Annotated in this window: 15 protein-coding genes; 7 read left to right on the forward strand and 8 right to left on the reverse strand. The window is 52.4% G+C overall.

Going from position 1 to position 16,006, the window contains the following annotated elements:
* The first annotated feature begins 95 nt into the window (after positions 1–95).
* Complete coding sequence (locus tag NQH49_RS20930; protein WP_256698671.1) at positions 96–1,346, forward strand: flavin-containing monooxygenase; 1,251 nt, start codon at positions 96–98, stop codon at positions 1,344–1,346.
* Positions 1,347–1,458: 112 nt separating this feature from the next.
* On the forward strand, positions 1,459–2,595 hold the full coding sequence (locus NQH49_RS20935) for an alpha-hydroxy acid oxidase (protein WP_256698672.1): 1,137 nt from the start codon (positions 1,459–1,461) through the stop codon (positions 2,593–2,595).
* Positions 2,596–2,766: 171 nt separating this feature from the next.
* On the opposite strand, the gene mqo is transcribed toward NQH49_RS20935, so the two are convergent.
* Positions 2,767–4,413: a malate dehydrogenase (quinone) gene (mqo, locus tag NQH49_RS20940; protein WP_256698673.1), complete on the reverse strand. Its 1,647-nt coding sequence runs from the start codon at positions 4,411–4,413 to the stop codon at positions 2,767–2,769.
* A 361-nt stretch (positions 4,414–4,774) separates the two neighbouring features.
* Here mqo and leuC point away from each other — a divergent pair, with 361 nt between their 5' ends.
* From leuC to NQH49_RS20960, 4 genes are read left to right on the forward strand one after another with little or no spacing between them, the layout of a single operon-like run.
* Positions 4,775–6,196, forward strand: a complete 1,422-nt coding sequence (gene leuC / locus NQH49_RS20945; protein ID WP_256698674.1) for a 3-isopropylmalate dehydratase large subunit — start codon at positions 4,775–4,777, stop codon at positions 6,194–6,196.
* A 1-nt stretch (position 6,197) separates the two neighbouring features.
* Positions 6,198–6,833, forward strand: coding sequence for a 3-isopropylmalate dehydratase small subunit (gene leuD / locus NQH49_RS20950; protein ID WP_256698675.1), 636 nt, complete (start codon positions 6,198–6,200; stop codon positions 6,831–6,833).
* Positions 6,830–7,744, forward strand: coding sequence for an alpha/beta fold hydrolase (locus NQH49_RS20955; RefSeq protein ID WP_256698676.1), 915 nt, complete (start codon positions 6,830–6,832; stop codon positions 7,742–7,744). The genes leuD and NQH49_RS20955 overlap by 4 nt, the downstream gene beginning before the upstream one ends.
* Positions 7,745–7,775: 31 nt before the next feature.
* A complete protein-coding gene (locus tag NQH49_RS20960) occupies positions 7,776–8,738 on the forward strand; it encodes a LysR substrate-binding domain-containing protein (RefSeq protein WP_256698677.1) in 963 nt (320 codons plus the stop codon).
* 18 nt (positions 8,739–8,756) lie between these two features.
* Here the strand turns inward: NQH49_RS20960 and NQH49_RS20965 are convergent, their stop codons facing one another.
* From NQH49_RS20965 to NQH49_RS20985, 5 genes are all read right to left on the reverse strand, one after another.
* Positions 8,757–9,062: a YdgH/BhsA/McbA family protein gene (locus tag NQH49_RS20965; RefSeq protein WP_256698678.1), complete on the reverse strand. Its 306-nt coding sequence runs from the start codon at positions 9,060–9,062 to the stop codon at positions 8,757–8,759.
* Positions 9,063–9,377: 315 nt separating this feature from the next.
* Positions 9,378–11,246: a low affinity potassium transporter Kup gene (gene kup, locus NQH49_RS20970; RefSeq protein WP_256699420.1), complete on the reverse strand. Its 1,869-nt coding sequence runs from the start codon at positions 11,244–11,246 to the stop codon at positions 9,378–9,380.
* 303 nt (positions 11,247–11,549) lie between these two features.
* A complete protein-coding gene (locus NQH49_RS20975) occupies positions 11,550–12,350 on the reverse strand; it encodes a MetQ/NlpA family ABC transporter substrate-binding protein (protein WP_256698680.1) in 801 nt (266 codons plus the stop codon).
* 91 nt (positions 12,351–12,441) lie between these two features.
* Positions 12,442–13,236 (reverse strand): MBL fold metallo-hydrolase, encoded by a 795-nt coding sequence (locus tag NQH49_RS20980; protein WP_256699134.1) that lies wholly within the window; start codon positions 13,234–13,236, stop codon positions 12,442–12,444.
* A gap of 194 nt (positions 13,237–13,430) precedes the next feature.
* Complete coding sequence (locus NQH49_RS20985; protein ID WP_256698681.1) at positions 13,431–13,760, reverse strand: gamma-glutamylcyclotransferase family protein; 330 nt, start codon at positions 13,758–13,760, stop codon at positions 13,431–13,433.
* 242 nt (positions 13,761–14,002) lie between these two features.
* On the opposite strand from NQH49_RS20985, the gene NQH49_RS20990 reads away from it, so the two are divergent.
* Positions 14,003–14,914, forward strand: a complete 912-nt coding sequence (locus tag NQH49_RS20990; RefSeq protein WP_256698682.1) for an MBL fold metallo-hydrolase — start codon at positions 14,003–14,005, stop codon at positions 14,912–14,914.
* 28 nt (positions 14,915–14,942) lie between these two features.
* Here the strand turns inward: NQH49_RS20990 and NQH49_RS20995 are convergent, their stop codons facing one another.
* Together NQH49_RS20995 and NQH49_RS21000 are read right to left on the reverse strand one after the other, a co-directional pair.
* Positions 14,943–15,488: an RNA polymerase sigma factor gene (locus tag NQH49_RS20995; protein ID WP_256698683.1), complete on the reverse strand. Its 546-nt coding sequence runs from the start codon at positions 15,486–15,488 to the stop codon at positions 14,943–14,945.
* A 5-nt stretch (positions 15,489–15,493) separates the two neighbouring features.
* On the reverse strand, positions 15,494–15,937 hold the full coding sequence (locus tag NQH49_RS21000) for a hypothetical protein (protein ID WP_256698684.1): 444 nt from the start codon (positions 15,935–15,937) through the stop codon (positions 15,494–15,496).
* Positions 15,938–16,006 lie beyond the last annotated feature (69 nt).

Below are 16,006 nucleotides of genomic sequence, written 5' to 3' on the forward strand. Positions count from 1 at the left end.
TGGCGCAGCATTTATTAACCTGAATATCAGTCATACGGCACCTGATTACTCTTTTCCATGAAAAGAGCGGGGGCGATCATCTTTAGGGATCTCACATGTCAGTAGAAAAAATTAATACCGTGGTGGTCGGAGCGGGTCAGGCAGGTATTGCGATGAGTGAACATCTGTCATTAATGGGCGTGCCACATGTGGTTTTCGAGCGTAGCCGTATTGCTGAACGTTGGCGTTCAGAACGTTGGGATTCATTGGTTGCCAATGGCCCAGCCTGGCACGATCGTTTTCCTTCAATGAAATTCGATAATATTTCCCAGGAAGCCTTTCCTCCGAAAGAGCGCATGGCGCAATATTTCGAAGACTACGTAAAAATGCTCAATGCGCCGGTGCGTACTGGCGTGGAAGTGTATTCGGTTGAGCGCCTGCCGGAACGTAGCGGTTTTAAAGTACTGACCTCGGTCGGTGAATTTGAAGCTGACAATGTGGTGGCGGCAACCGGTCCTTTCCAGAAACCCGCTTTCCCGCAGATCGTGCCGGAAGCCGCTGCACTGCATCAAATTCACTCATCGGCCTATAAAAATCCGCAGCAGCTGCCGCAGGGCGGCGTGCTGGTGGTGGGGGCAGGCGCTTCAGGCTCACAAATTGCGGAGGAATTACGTAAATCTGGCCGTGAAGTGACACTTTCCATCGGTGAACATTACCGTCCGCCACGTTCGTATCGCGACCGCGATTATTGCTGGTGGCTGGGCGCGCTGGGCTTGTGGGATGAAGTCAAAATCAAGCCAAAGAAACAGCACGTTGCTTTTGCCGTAAGTGGTTATGAAGGGGGAAAAACGGTCGATTTTCGCCGACTGGCACATATGGGAATTACGCTGGTTGGTATCACCAAAACCTGGAATAACGGCGTGCTAAGCTTTGCCGATGGTTTAGTGGAGAATATTGCTGAGGGCGACAAAGCCTATTTTGACGTGCTGCGTGATGCCGATGCTTATATTGAACGCAATGGCCTGGATTTACCGCCCGAACCGCAAGCATGGGAATTACTGCCGGATCCAGAATGTTTAATTAATCCATTATCAGAATTGGATCTGCAGGCTGCAGGTATCACCAGCATTATCTGGGCCACCGGTTTTAAATTTGATTTCAGCTGGCTGAAAGTGGATGCCTTCGACGCTAATGGTATACCGTTCCACAAGCGCGGTATTTCAGCGGAGCGTGGTATTTACTTCCTTGGCTTACCTAATTTGGTAAATCGGGCATCATCGTTTATTTACGGCGTATGGCACGATGCCAAATATATTGCCGACCATGTGGTATTACAAAACGCCTACACTGATTATAAAAAGTCGTAAAAATATCTGCTTCTGCACGGTGCGCATAAATGCGCACCTTACAATATGTGCAGCACGGTCGTAGGGTCGCCATTCATGGCGACCTCTTCCAAATATTATTGGAAAATCCTCAATGGTCATTACCTGCATCGAAGAGTTACGCCATTTAGCCCGTAAACGCGTACCAAAAATGTTTTATGACTATGTCGATGCTGGTTCATGGACGGAAAGCAGCTATCGCGCCAATGAAGCCGATTTTCAGCGCATCGAATTTCGCCAGCGCGTAGCAGTGGATATTTCACAGCGCAGCACTGCCAGCAGCATGGTTGGGCAATCCGTGGCGATGCCAATGGCGATTGCGCCCACCGGCTTAACCGGCATGATTCATCCCAACGGCGAAATCCTTGCTGCCCGCGCGGCGAAAACCTTCGGCATCCCGTTTACGCTTTCCACCATGAGCATTTGCTCATTGGAAGCGGTGGCGCAGGCCACAGACCATCATCCATTCTGGTTTCAGCTTTATGTGATGCGCGATCGGCAATTCGTCGCCAACCTGATTGAACGTGCCAAAGCCGCCAACTGCAGCGCTTTGGTGGTAACGATGGATTTGCAGGTGTTTGGTCAGCGGCATAAAGACATCAAAAATGGCTTATCGACGCCGCCCAAATTGACGCTGCGTAATCTGCTCAATATCGCCGGTAAACCACGCTGGTGCAGAGGGATGCTTGCTACAACGCATCGTAACTTTGGCAACATCATCGGACACGCCAGCGGCGTAGACAGCATTGATGCAATGATGGCGTGGACACAGCAGCAGTTTGATCCCTGCCTTTCCTGGCGCGATGTTGAGTGGATTAAGCAGCGCTGGGGCGGCAAGTTGATCGTCAAAGGCATTATGGATGTTGAGGATGCGCGTCTGGCGGTGGAAGCGGGCGCCGATGCGATCATTGTCTCGAATCACGGAGGCCGCCAGCTGGATGGCGTCTCTTCGTCGATCTCACTGCTGCCGGAGATTGTGGCAGCGGTGAACAAAGAGGTTGAAGTGCATTTCGATGGCGGTATTCGTTCCGGGCAGGATGTACTGAAAGCCATCGCGCTTGGCGCTCAGGGAACCTATATCGGCCGCAGTATGCTTTATGGTTTGGGCGCGCTAGGCGAACAGGGTGTAACGACCGCGTTGAATATCATCCGTAATGAGTTTGATCTTTCTATGGCGTTTTGTGGCAAAACGAATGTGGAGTCGATTGGCGCAGATATTCTTCGTTTGTGAGTCGGTCGCCATAAATGGCGACCCTACAAAAACGCGCCAATCCTTTGTAGGGTCGCCATTTATGGTGACCGAAAGACGCTTAACTGAAGAGTATTACGCCCATAATGGCGGCCTACAAAAGATAATAAAAAAAGCCGGACATTGTCCGGCTTGATTCACTTCTGGCGTGGATTACAGCGCCATATCCTGTTTGCCTGATTCCGCACGCGGCTTAGCCTGCGTCGGGGCAACCGCTTGATCACCCATGTTGATAACCGGCGGCTTGGTCAACAGCAGCGTCGCTGCGGTGTTGTCCCAAACTTGCTGGGTCAGTGCGGTGTTGCCGTTCAGCTTCTGGCCGAAGCTTGGCACGATAGCGCGTATCTTCTGCTGCCACTCTGGCGAAGCGAACTGCTCTGGGAACAGCTTCTTCATCACGTCGAGTGTGATTGGCGCAGCAGTAGAAGCACCCGGAGATGCGCCCAGCAGGGCAGCCAGGGTTTTCTGCTGATCGGTCACGATTTCGGTACCCAGTTTCAGCAAGCCACCTTTTTCCGCATCTTTCTTGATGATCTGTACGCGTTGACCCGCCTGAATCAGTTTCCAGTCCTCTTTACGCGCGTTCGGATAGTACTCTTTCAGCGCAGCAAAGCGGTCGTCGTCATTCAGCATCACCTGCCCAATCAGGTATTTCACCAGATCGAAGTTGTCGATGCCCACATGCGTCATCGGCATGATGTTGCTGGTGGTGGTCGCGCTCAGCAGGTCAAACAGCGAACCATTTTTCAGGTACTTGGTAGAAAAGGTGGCGAACGGTCCAAACAGCACCACTTTCTTACCGTCAAGAGTACGTGAATCGATGTGTGGAACTGACATCGGTGGTGCACCCACAGAAGCCTGACCGTACACTTTTTCCAGGTGACGGTTAGCGATTTCTGGGTTCTCGGTCATCAGGAACGAACCGCCGACCGGGAAGCCGCCGTAGTTGTCTGCTTCCGGGATGCCGGTTTTCTGCAGCAGCTTAATCGCGCCGCCGCCAGCACCGATGAACACGTATTTCGCATCAACCGAACGCTTATCGCCGCTCTTCACATCTTTGATGGTGACGTGCCAGGAATTGTCGCCGTTACGTTTGAAATCAGTGACTTCAGATGAAGTTTCCAGCTTGAAGTTCTGATCTTTTTTCAGGCTACCGATCAACTGACGGGTAATTTCACCGTAGTTAACATCGGTGCCGACTGGCGTCCAGGTTGCCGCGACTTTCTGGTTCGGGTCGCGACCTTCCATCACCAGCGGTGCCCATTGCTGGATCTGCTGATGATCGGTGGAGAACTTCATGCCCTGGAACAGGGTGGTTTTCTGCAGCGCATCGTAACGCTTGGTCAGGTACTCGACGTTTTTATCGCCCCAGACGAAGCTCATGTGCGGCGTCGAGTTAATGAAGGAGTGCGGATCGTGCAACACACCGCGCTGCACTTGAGCAGTCCAGAACTGACGAGAAATCATGAAGGATTCGTTGATTTCCAGCGCTTTGCTAACGTCGATTGAACCGTCTGCACGCTCAGGCGTGTAGTTCAGCTCCATGTTAGCAGAGTGACCGGTACCGGCGTTGTTCCAGCCGTTGGACGATTCCAGCGCGACGCCGTCCAGCTTCTCAACCATCAGCTGTTTCCAGCCCGGTTGCAGCTCTTGCAGCCAGGTGCCGAGCGAGGCGCTCATGATGCCGCCGCCAATCAGCAGCACGTCAGTTTTTTCCGGTGCGTCATCAGCGCGTACCGCTGAATAGACAAGCAGCGCTGCCAGCGAGAGGGCAGACACAATCTTTTTGGTGTGAGTCATTCCAGTCCTACTTATTATGCAATGCAGGTGAACGTTAAAAATTCGGATTGCACATTAAGAGATTGTTACTAAATGATTAACTTGTTTTTAGTTAAGAAAGTATTGGTGTTAATTAATTAACTTACGAAACGGAAAATAGCGCGAAATATAAGCAGAAGAGGAAATAAATCGGGGATAAACCGCTTAAGCAGCGCGGTTATTCTTTATATCGGGAGACGCGACTTAGGTCAAATGAAACCCGTGCATCTTTCCCTGCACAATTCATAAACCATCACATCACGAAGCGTGTTCATTCTCCGCGCACAAACTGGTTTACCCTAACGTCTCTAATGACTTGTTTTACTTTCGCGTGGGCAACGGCATGACTAACAAAACACTGTATGAAAAACTGATCGATCAGCATGTGGTTCGTAAGTTAGACGATGAAGGGCATGTGCTGCTCTACATCGATCGCTCGATTCTGAATGAATACACCAGCCCGCAGGCGTTTAGCGCCCTGCGCGATCACCAGCGTCCGGTGCGCAATCCGGGCACTATTCTGCTGAATATCGATCACGTCAACCCGACGCGACCCGAGCGCGATGAGGCGATGACCGACGCGGGCGGGCAGTTACAAGTTGATTACTTCCGCCAGAACGCCGAGCATTTTGGCATCGAACTGTTTGATGTGCTGGATCCGCGTCAGGGCATTGAACACGTGGTGGCGCACGAGCAAGGTTTGGTGATGCCCGGCATGGTAATTGCCGCTGGCGACAGTCATACCACCACTTATGGCGCGTTTGGCGCGCTGGGTTTTGGTATCGGCACCTCGGAAATCGAGCATCTGCTGGCGACGCAAACCCTGATCTATCGCACGCTGAAAACCATGCTGGTGACGGTGAGCGGCGAGCTGCCGTTTGGGTGTTCGGCGAAGGACATCATCATGGCGCTGATCGAACAGATTGGCGCATCGGGCGCGACCGGTTTTGCCATCGAATTTGCGGGTGAAGCCATCGACGCGCTGAGCATGGAAGGGCGCATGACGCTGTGTAACATGGCGGTGGAAGCCGGTGCGCGCGGTGCGATTATCGCGCCAGATGAAAAAGTGTTTGCCTATATCGCCGGCAAACCGCAAATGCCGACCGGCGAGCTGTGGCAGCAGGCCATTGCGGAGTGGCGCGATTTGCGTAGCGATGCGGACGCGCGCTTTGACAGCCGCATCGCCATCGATTGCAGCGATCTTGAACCGAAAGTGACCTGGGGAATCAGCCCGGATCAGGCCAGCGCCATCACCGGTCGCGTGCCCGATCCGGCACAGGAAAAAGATGCGGTAAAACAGCAGACGTTGCGCAGCGCGCTGAAATATATGGGGCTTGAACCCGGCACGCCGTTAGCGGAAATCGCCATCACGCATGCCTTTATTGGTTCCTGCACCAACGGCCGCATTGAGGATCTGCGCGCCGCCGCCGCGATTATCGATGGACACAAAATCGCGCCGCACGTACGCGGCATTATCGTGCCGGGATCGACGCAGGTGCGTCAGCAGGCAGAAGTGGAAGGTTTAGCCGCGCTTTTCGTTAACGCCGGTTTCGAATGGCGTCAATCGGGCTGCTCAATGTGCCTGGCGATGAACGAAGATGTGTTAGCGCCCGGCGATCGCTGTGCATCTGGCACCAACCGCAATTTCCCAGGCCGCCAGGGCGCGGGTGCACGTACGCACTTAATGAGCCCGGCGATGGTCGCCGCCGCCGCGATTGCCGGTCATCTGGTTGATGTCCGCAAATTCATGACTGCAGAGGTTTAATATGGAAGCATTTAACAACATGACTGGCACGCTCGCGCCGTTACCGGCTGCCAATATGGATACTGATGTGATCATGCCCAAGCAGTTTCTCAAAGGCATCGATCGCCGGGATTTGGATCGCGGGGTGTTCTTCGACCTGCGCTTTTTGCCCGACGGCAGCCCGAATCCCGATTTCATTCTGAATCAGCCGGGCTGGGAAAACGCCGTTTTCTTGCTGGTCGGCGCCAATTTCGGCTGTGGCTCCAGCCGCGAACATGCAGTTTGGGGACTCAATCAGCTCGGCATCCGCGCCATTATCGGCACCAGCTTTGCCGGCATCTTTGACGATAACTGCCAGCGCAATGGTGTGCTGACGCTGACGTTAAGCGAAGAGGATTATCAGCGCCTGTGTGCAGTGGCGAATGATGCCGCTAACAACCGCATTACCGTGTCGCTGGAACAGCAGGCGATCCTCTTCAATAATCAACGCATTGCCTTTTCGGTCAGTGCCCTGAAGCGCGAGATGTTATTGGGCGGCGGCAGCGCGGTGGATTGGACGTTGCAATACGAATCCGATATCACCCAGTTTGAAGCGCAGCATTTTGCCCAGCGTCCGTGGCTGAAACGCGATCAAATCGTACAGGATGCCCAAGCATGAGTGAGATAATGCCACGCGGTGATTCCCCTTTTATTAACGGCTTTAGGCTGAGTGACGTGCGTTTGGCGAATGGCGTGACGTTGCGCGTCGCCATCGGCGGCGAAGGCCCGCCATTGCTAATGCTGCACGGGCATCCACAAAATCATCTGGCGTGGCGCAAAATTGCGCCCCAACTGGCGCAAAAATATCGCGTGATCCTGCCGGATCTGCGCGGATACGGCGACAGCGACAAGCCGTCGAGTGATGAGGCGCATCGTGCTTACTCGAAACGCGTGATGGCAGACGATATCGGCCTGTTGATCGACGCGTTAGGCCTGGAGCGTGTGGCGTTTGTCGGTCACGATCGCGGCGCACGCGTGGGCCATCGGCTGGCGCTCGATCATCCGGAAAAACTCTCCTGCTGCGTGTTCGTCGATATTGCGCCGACCGCCACCATGTATGCGTTAACCAATAAAGAGTTCGCCACGCGCTATTTCTGGTGGTTCTTCCTGATTCAACCTTATCCCTTACCGGAAACCATGATCGGTCACGATCCGGCATTATTCCTTCGTAAACACATTGATGGGCAATTAAAAACGCCGGGCGCCACCGAAGCGGCAATATTCAACGATTATCTGCGCTGTTATCAAAAGAAAGAGATGATTCACGCAGTGTGCGAGGATTATCGCGCCGCGGCGACAATTGATTTAGACGATGATGCGCAAGACAGCGATAAACGCATTGAAGCGCCGCTGCTGCTGTTATGGGGCGAAAAGGGCACGGTTGGCCAGTTATATAACGTGGTGGAAACCTGGCAGGATAAAGCGCGCCATATTCAAGGCCACGCATTACCTTGCGGTCATTCACCGCATGAGGAAGTGCCCGACCTGTTTTTAAGCCAGCTTCAGCCCTTCCTGGATTCTGTGTTATAACCGGCTAAATTTCTCTAACGCTGTGATGGTTATGAAGATGCTGCTTGCCGGGAAAAGTTATCAGAAACCGCTTGAGGGCTGGCCGTCGGTTGAAGATCTGTATGTATTTATCAGCGTGGCGCGCTATGAAGGTTTTGGCCGCGCCGCCATTGAGCTCGGCCAGTCGCCATCCTACATCAGCAAGCGTATTGCCATCCTTGAAAAGCAGCTGGAAACCCGGCTGTTTTTCCGCACCAACCGCGTGATGCGTCTGACGCCAGAAGGTGAAAAGGCGCTTGAAGGCGCGCTGCAAGTGGTGCACGAGATGGATTCCTTCCTCAATAACTTCCAGCAGTGGCGCGGCGAACTGACTGGCGATCTTACCGTGGCTTGTTCATTTGGTTTTGGTCAGGATTATTTGTCCGATGCGATTGCAGAATTTATGACGCGCCATCCGTCACTCAAAATCAAACTGATGCTCAGCGATCGCGATATTGATTTATTGCAATCAGGAACCGATGTGGATATTCGCGTTGGCAATGATGTTAATCATTCCTACATTGCGCGAAAATTAGCCGCCAATCGGCGTATTCTTTGCGCTTCAGCAGATTATTTAGCCCGATCGTGTTCGCTGGAGACGCTGGATGATTTAATCGATCACAGCTGCCTTATTATTAATGAAAATAACAACACGTTTGGCCATTGGACGTTAACCGATGGCGAAAATAAAATCGTCTGTCGTCTGAATAGCCATTACTCATCGAATAGTGGAAAAGTGATTTTGAACTGGGCTTTAAAATCACACGGCATTGCATTGCGCTCGGCCTGGGATGTCGCACCCTATTTAAGCGAAAATAAATTGGTGCACGTTTTACCGCAATGGTACCAGGAAGCGAATGTTTGGGCGGTTTACACGCAACGCGCTTCTGAATCGCCGCGCATTAAAGTGTTTATTGATTTTCTCGCTGACTATTTTGCAGAAAAAAGCCTGCCGATGATGAAGGGCAGGCTGTAAATTCCAATAAATTAAACATTAGCCATAGGCCACTTTACTGTTGATGTGGTAAAGGGTGGCGGTAGCGGCCATGACGTGCTGACCATCGTGCGCCGGCTCGTGGGATTCCACTTCGGTAATGTGATAACCCACCGCACCGGCGGCAACGGCTTTCTGCACAAAGGCGTCATTCAGCTCTTCCATTGAGGTCGCCCAGCTTACCGAAGTAAATCCTACCGGATGAATTGATGAAAGTTCGCGATGAGTTAAATCAGCGCGAATTAAAACGGGTTTAACAGATTGCGGTGTGAAAATAGATATTACGTCATTAATTAATTGTTTCATGGCGATACTCCTCGCAAATAGTCGCTGAACCCATGGCCGCAGCTACGAATCTTTCAATTGTTGATAATGCGCTTAAACCCTAAATGTTCACGACAGGTGATCATTGCCGGTGAAGTTAATAAACACCTTTTCAGGTTAAGCGTTTTAGCTTTAATTGCTAATTAGATGTTAAGAAAGATTCAGCCACAACTCATTCAAACTTACGCGACTATTTTTGCATCTGGTTACATTTGGCGGAAAAAATAAGGTCGCCATGAATGGCGACCCTACGGTTATTTCACGGGATTTTGTAGGTGCGCCATTCATGGCGACCGACTAAAACTCGCGCTGCCCGCCCAGCTCGATGACCCGATTCGGCGGGATATTAAATTGCTCATGTGCGCGCTGTGCATTGCGCTGGCAGAAATGAAAAATACCGCCTTTAACCCGCATCAAACCTTTTCTCTTCTTCATCACCAGCGTGTCGTGCGAGGTGAAGAACGAGGCTTCATTGACGGTACAACCCAATCCTTCCAGCCCGCACAGATGCAGGATCTCCGCCATCGAAGGCGTCTCGCGCCAGCCGTAAGCGGCAGTTACTTGCCAGAACGACGGCGACAACTGGGTGATGCTCAGGCGCTTCTGGTTGTAGACGCGCGGGATATCGGTGGTGCGGATATGCAGCAGCACCACGCGCTTATGCAGCACGCGGTTGTGTTTGAGGTTGTGCAGCAGTGCCTGCGGAATCTCATGCTCTTTACGTGAGAGGAAGATGGCGGTGCCAGGCACACGGCTTGGCGGGTTGGTTTCCAGCGATCGCACCAGCGCCTGCAAGCTTTCAGGATCGTTATTCAGTTTGCGGATCAGGCGATTACGCTCGCTGCTCCAAATCAGCATCAATCCCATCATGCTCAGCGCCAGCAGTACCGGCACCCAACCGCCGGAGAGCAGCTTCATCAGGTTGGCGCTGAACAGCGGCACATCAATGCTTAACATACACAGCAGGAAAACCAGCGCCACCGGCAGCGGCCACTTCCAGTTACGCAGCGCTACCACACCCGCCAGACAAGCGGTAATCACCATGGTACCGGTCACCACAATGCCGTACGCGGAAGAGAGCGCCGAAGATTGACGGAATGCCAGCACAATCACCGTTACTGCCACAAACAGCAGCCAGTTCACCACCGGAATATAGATCTGACCGGACTCAGTATGCGAGGTGAATATGACGCGCATCGGCGGCAGGAATCCCTGACGAATCGCCTGATGCGTCAGCGTATAGACGCCGCTAATCACCGACTGCGCCGCAATCACCGTCGCCAGTGTAGACAGCACAATCAGCGGAATTTGTCCCCAGCCCGGCGCGAGATTAAAGAACGGGTTATTGATGGCTTGCGCATCGGCAATCACCAGCGCGCCCTGACCAAAGTAGTTGAGCACTAGCGCGGGCATGGCGATAACCAGCCAGGCCATGCGAATCGGTGCTTTGCCCAGATGTCCCATATCGGCGTACAGCGCTTCCGCACCGGTCACCGCCAGCACCACCATGCCTAGCGCGGCAAACGACAACGCTTTATGGCTAAGCAGGAACGTCAGCGCATAGGAAGGATTCAGTGCATACAGCACCTCCGGATTGAGCAGGATGCCGCGAATACCTAACAGGGCAATCGACACGAACCAGACAAACATCACCGGCCCAAACACTTTACTGACCTTTTCGGTACCGTGTTTTTGAATGATGAACAGCAGCGTGAGGATCGCCACCGCTAGCGGCACCACATATTTATCCAGCTCAGGCGACACCACTTCGATACCTTCAATTGCCGACAGCACCGAAATCGCCGGGGTGATCACGCCATCGCCATAGAAGAACGCGCCACCAATTAAGCCTGCTAACACAATAATATGTGACGCTTTGGGTCCGACATGCTGGCGCGCCAGCGACATTAGCGTTAACACGCCGCCTTCGCCATCATGATCGGCGCGCATCACGAAGCAGACATATTTCAGCGTCACAATCAGCGTCAGCGCCCAGAAAATCAGCGACAAAAATCCCATCACTGCGGTGGTGGAGATCGCGCCGTTAGGCAAAATGGAGAGGCACTCTTTGAGGGTATACAGCGGGCTAGTACCGATATCCCCAAACACGATCCCTGCGGCCGCCAGCATGCCAGCAGGCAAGGATTGTTTTTCACTCTGACTCATAGATTTCCTGTGGTTTATCAGGGTTGAAGCTAATGAGGGCGAACATACCTGTTTGCGACCGATGCGAACAGTGGCAGGCGAATTTACGTACAGCATTTTTACGCCAATGACCGATATTTTTACACCATTTTTATATGGCGCTTATTTTATGAACTGAGCCTAGCTGATTAACGTGGGAAGTCGTGGAAGGATGGATGTTGTCAGTTAAGCGGAAAATCGGTCGCCATGAATGGCGACCCTACGGTGGTTTGGCGGGTGTGCATTGATGCGCACCGGCATACATAGGCTTAATTAAACCGTAAATTACCAGCCTTTAATAATATCGCCTTTGTAAATCTCGTTAGCTTTATCCAGCACTTCCTGCGACTGGAAAGCTTGTTTCAACTTCTGCACGTTAGCGCTGTCTTTATTGTCTTCACGCGCCACAATCGCATTCACGTAAGGCGAAGCTTTGCCTTCCATAAACATGCCGTCACGCGAGGCGGAGAGATTCACCAGCGCGGCGAAGTTGTTGTTGATGATCGAAATATACACCTGCGGATCGTCCAGCGTACGCGCCAGCTGCGGCGTATCGACTTCAACAATTTTCAGCTTCTTCGGATTATCGGTGATATCCAGCGTGGTTGGCAGCAGGCCCGCTTCCGGTTTCACTTTGATTAAGCCTTGCGCCTGCAACAGCAGCAGGCTGCGCCCAAGGGTGGTGGCTTCGTTGGAGATGGTCACGGTGGCGCCATCCGGTAATTCTTTGAGCGATTTAATCTTGCGCGAGTAACCGGCAATCGGGAATACGAAGGTGTTGGTGACCACGGCGAAGTGGTAGCCGCGCTCTTTGGATTGCATCTCCAGATAAGGCAGGCTCTGGAAGGCGTTGGCATCAACATCTTTGTTGAACAGCGCTTCATTCGGCTGCACGTAATCATTAAAGGCTACCACATCGACATCCAGCTGATATTTGTCGTGCGCAACCTGCTTCACGGTATCCCACAGCACCTGATCAGGTCCGGTGTTAATGGCCACTTTGATGTGATTTTCATCGTCTTTATTACAGCCACTCAGCAGCGCCACGGAAGCAGCCAGCAGAGTCGTGAGTAAAATTTTCTTCATTGCGCAGATCCCCTCTTAACGTAGGGAACGGACTATAATGGATGTTTAGACGTCTGTACATCCATATGCGGCGCGTTTGCTCACTATTCGTTCAGGCGTTCAAGCAGGCAACATATTTCTCACCCGACTGCATTACGATTTGCTGCGCATCAGCGAGAATTTCACGTTGCTCGAATGCGCCATAAAGCCGCGCAAATTTCAGCGCCGCCAGACGACGTGTAATATCTCTTACCGAAGTGACTGATAAAGGGAGCATATTCGGATAGCTCCACATAAATGACACCGCATTAGCGCCCGGCGTAACTTGCACAATATCGCCGCTCAGCAACACGCCACCCTCCTGCGCCCAATACAACACGCAGCCGCCGGCAAAATGTCCACCAAGACGAATCAGCTTCACATTCGGCACAATTTCCAGCTCATCATGTTGCCAAAGCCTAATATGCGGGCTTTCGCGCATAATCCATTCACTGTCGTTGGCGTGCAGATAAATTGGCGCATCGAACGCCGCCGCCCAATCCTGCATGGTGCTGTAATAGTGCGGATGCGAAATAGCGATGGCGTGAACACCGCCTAGAGCGGTGATAATCGCTTTAGTGGCTTCATCGAAATTAGCGATGCAATCCCACAGAATATTGCCGTGCGGCGTTTGCAGCAGAAATGCGCGTTGATTTATGGCGAAGTTGGGTACGGTTTGCAGGCTAAATAAGTTGGCAGCATGCTGCTGCCATTTATTGCAGTGCGTGGATTGCAGGCTTTTCAGTGAAGTCCATTTTTGCCCGCTGGCCGGCACAAATTGCCGTTCGTCTTCACAGATTTTGCAGTGTTCGATTTTACTCTGCTGTTCATCGTACGATGTGCCGCATGCCGTGCAGATTTTGATCATCATGAATTCCTCTCGTCTATGTGAGATTCATTCTAGAAGCCGAAATCAAGACGTGTGCAGATCACCATCGATTGTATTAAGGGCGTTGCACCTCATTTGGGGTGGAAGAGGAAAGGGTGAAATTTCCCGTAGGGTTGCCATTTATGGTGACCAGGTGCGCATGAATGCGCACCCTACGAAATCGAGCTGTGAAGTTAAAGTTGCGGCTGCAACTGATAAATCCACGCCGTGATCAGCTCGCCATTGCTGGTGGTGACATCCACTTCCACCCGATCGTAGCCATCTTCGAACTCATCCAGCATCGGCCAATGTGGCTCGAGCTTGTCAGACACAAACAGATAACCCGGTACGCGCGGGCCATTGTCCTGCAACACAATGCCGGGGAAATCCGCCGCTGCGCCCCAGCCGCGTGCATAGAAGGTGCCGCGAACCGATCCCGCCAGCCATTCTCCGCCGATATTTTCCAGAATATGCGCATTTGAATGGCCTGGCTGCAGCGTCCCGTAAACAAATAAACGTTTCATTTTCCCTCATAAAATCAAGCAAAAGGGTGACTTTACCTATTGGCGATGACGATGTCATCAATCGCCCAATATGCGATGTGCGATGCCTTAAAAGTGGCTATTCTGAAGGACCCGCGATGAGAGGTAAAAGATCAATGTTGAATAGTTCGAGCATTTCTCGCTGCAATATAAAAAGCTACCCGCAATCCGCTCAGTTCGATGGCAAAAGGTTTAACAATAAGATCCCACGCCAGCAGTTAGGATTGACTGAATTCGCCAAACTATTCTGGGATTTTGCCTTTAATAAACCGAAAAACACCGCTCCTGAAGCTGCGCTGCCGTTAATCCAACTCGACGCGCAGCAGCTTGCCGGGGCGGCGGATAACAGCGTATTTCGCCTGGGTCACTCGTCATTGCTGTTTAAAATGCAGGGCAAATATTGGCTGACCGATCCGGTATTTACCCAGCGCGCCTCGCCGTTTAAGTGGTTTGGTCCCAAACGCTTCCAGCCTGCGCCAATAGCGCTAGAAGATTTGCCGCCCATCGAAGGGATCATCCTTTCGCATGATCATTACGATCATCTGGATTATCACACCATTTTGCAGCTCAAAGATCGTGTGCGCTATTTCCTGACGCCGCTGGGTGTCGGTGATTTGCTGGTATCCTGGGGCGTTGCGCAGGAAAAAATTACCCAGCTGGATTGGTGGGAATCAAAGAATATCGGCGGGATTCATTTTGTTGCGACGCCATCGCAGCACTTCTCTGGCCGTGGAATTTTCGATAGCAATAAACGTTTGTGGTGCTCATGGAGCCTTATCAGCGATGATTTCCGCCTGTTTTTTGGCGGTGATTCCGGTTATTTCGACGGTTTCAAACAGATCGGCAATAAATTCGGCCCATTCGATATGGCCTTTCTGGAAAACGGTGCGTATGACCGTCGCTGGGCCGATATTCATATGTTGCCGCAAGACACCATCAAAGCCTTTATCGATCTTAACGCGAAATGGTTGTTCCCGATTCACAATGCCGCTTTCGATTTAGCATTCCATCCATGGAACGATCCGCTTAATCAAATCGTGGCGCTGGCACAGGAACAGAAAATTAACCTGTCGATGCCGCAAATCGGGCAGGGCGTGCAGTTTTTACAGCCGCAGCAAGAGAAACAGTGGTGGTAAAAAGAGGCCCGATTGCCAGGCAATTGGGTTATCCGGTTATTTCGTCATACAGGTTGCGCAGTCGCGTACGCAGAAATAAAACCGCTTTGTGCTTGCGCGATAATAACGTCTGCACGCTGCTGCCGCTCTCTTCAGCCAGCTCGTTATAGCTGTAGCCGAGCAGTTCGGTTTTCTCGAACACCTCACGCTGCGCGTCCGGTAATTCGGCTAACGCCTCCTCCAGTTCTTCCCACAATAACGTTTTGAGATATTCATCTTCCGGCGTTTGCGGCACGCCAAATAAGGTTTCAGCCAGCTCATCTTCCGGGAAATCATTCTCTTCACTGCCGCCGAAAAAATCGGCCAGCGGCAGCTCACGCTTTTTCCGTGCCCGATCGGTCATTTCATTGCGTGCCGCCCGGAACAGCCAGGCGGCGACATTCTCCACCGGCTGCTCCACTTGCATCAGCTTATACGTGACGTCCTGCAAGATATCGTCGGCATCTTCACGCACTGCGGTTCGTCCGCGAATAAATGCATTTAGCTTGGTGCGACAGGCGGTGATTGCCGACATCAGCAGGGAATTCTGCGGCATCTCGATTACTCGGCGTCGCTGGATTTAGGCGGGTTATTCTCCGGCTGTGGGCGCGCTTCGCCTCGCTCATCACGACGACCATGCCAGTCGCAACGATCGCGGTGGCCACGATGACCAAAGCGATTGCGGCGATGCTGCATAAATTCTTCGCGCTGTTCCGGCGTCATTTGCATCCAGCGCTCGTGCATGCGGCGGCGCGCCATGCCGAACATGCCCGGACGGAATCCCAAACCGCCAAACAAGATGCGGCACAACGCCAGCAAGCCCAGCGCCTGCCAGAAACCGATGCTTTTCACGCCGATGATGCCCGGCAGCAACGCATTCCACAGCGACATCACCAACAAGCCCAGTGCGGCGATAATCACCGCGCCCATCAGCAGCGGTTTCGCCAGGCGATGCCCACCAAAATGATCCCGATGACCGTGTCTGTGCATATCAAAATCTCTCATTGTTTTTTCCTCATTAGATTAACGGATAAGTGCGGGTGATGAGGTAGACGAATGAGAGGTGAGAATATT

Origin of the sequence: Pantoea trifolii, from assembly GCF_024506435.1 — a bacterium.
In the GTDB taxonomy this organism is placed as follows: domain Bacteria; phylum Pseudomonadota; class Gammaproteobacteria; order Enterobacterales; family Enterobacteriaceae; genus Pantoea; species Pantoea trifolii.

Bases quoted from the DNA above. Each gene is read 5' to 3' on its own strand.
- NQH49_RS20930 (WP_256698671.1), top strand. From the start codon at position 96: ATGTCAGTAGAAAAAATTAATACCGTGGTGGTCGGAGCGGGTCAGGCA.
- mqo (WP_256698673.1), bottom strand. From the start codon at position 4,413: ATGACTCACACCAAAAAGATTGTGTCTGCCCTCTCGCTGGCAGCGCTG.
- NQH49_RS20935 (WP_256698672.1), top strand. From the start codon at position 1,459: ATGGTCATTACCTGCATCGAAGAGTTACGCCATTTAGCCCGTAAACGC.
- NQH49_RS20980 (WP_256699134.1), bottom strand. From the start codon at position 13,236: ATGATCAAAATCTGCACGGCATGCGGCACATCGTACGATGAACAGCAG.
- NQH49_RS20965 (WP_256698678.1), bottom strand. From the start codon at position 9,062: ATGAAACAATTAATTAATGACGTAATATCTATTTTCACACCGCAATCT.
- NQH49_RS21000 (WP_256698684.1), bottom strand. From the start codon at position 15,937: ATGAGAGATTTTGATATGCACAGACACGGTCATCGGGATCATTTTGGT.
- NQH49_RS20995 (WP_256698683.1), bottom strand. From the start codon at position 15,488: ATGCCGCAGAATTCCCTGCTGATGTCGGCAATCACCGCCTGTCGCACC.
- leuC (WP_256698674.1), top strand. From the start codon at position 4,775: ATGACTAACAAAACACTGTATGAAAAACTGATCGATCAGCATGTGGTT.
- NQH49_RS20955 (WP_256698676.1), top strand. From the start codon at position 6,830: ATGAGTGAGATAATGCCACGCGGTGATTCCCCTTTTATTAACGGCTTT.
- leuD (WP_256698675.1), top strand. From the start codon at position 6,198: ATGGAAGCATTTAACAACATGACTGGCACGCTCGCGCCGTTACCGGCT.
- NQH49_RS20960 (WP_256698677.1), top strand. From the start codon at position 7,776: ATGAAGATGCTGCTTGCCGGGAAAAGTTATCAGAAACCGCTTGAGGGC.
- kup (WP_256699420.1), bottom strand. From the start codon at position 11,246: ATGAGTCAGAGTGAAAAACAATCCTTGCCTGCTGGCATGCTGGCGGCC.
- NQH49_RS20985 (WP_256698681.1), bottom strand. From the start codon at position 13,760: ATGAAACGTTTATTTGTTTACGGGACGCTGCAGCCAGGCCATTCAAAT.
- NQH49_RS20975 (WP_256698680.1), bottom strand. From the start codon at position 12,350: ATGAAGAAAATTTTACTCACGACTCTGCTGGCTGCTTCCGTGGCGCTG.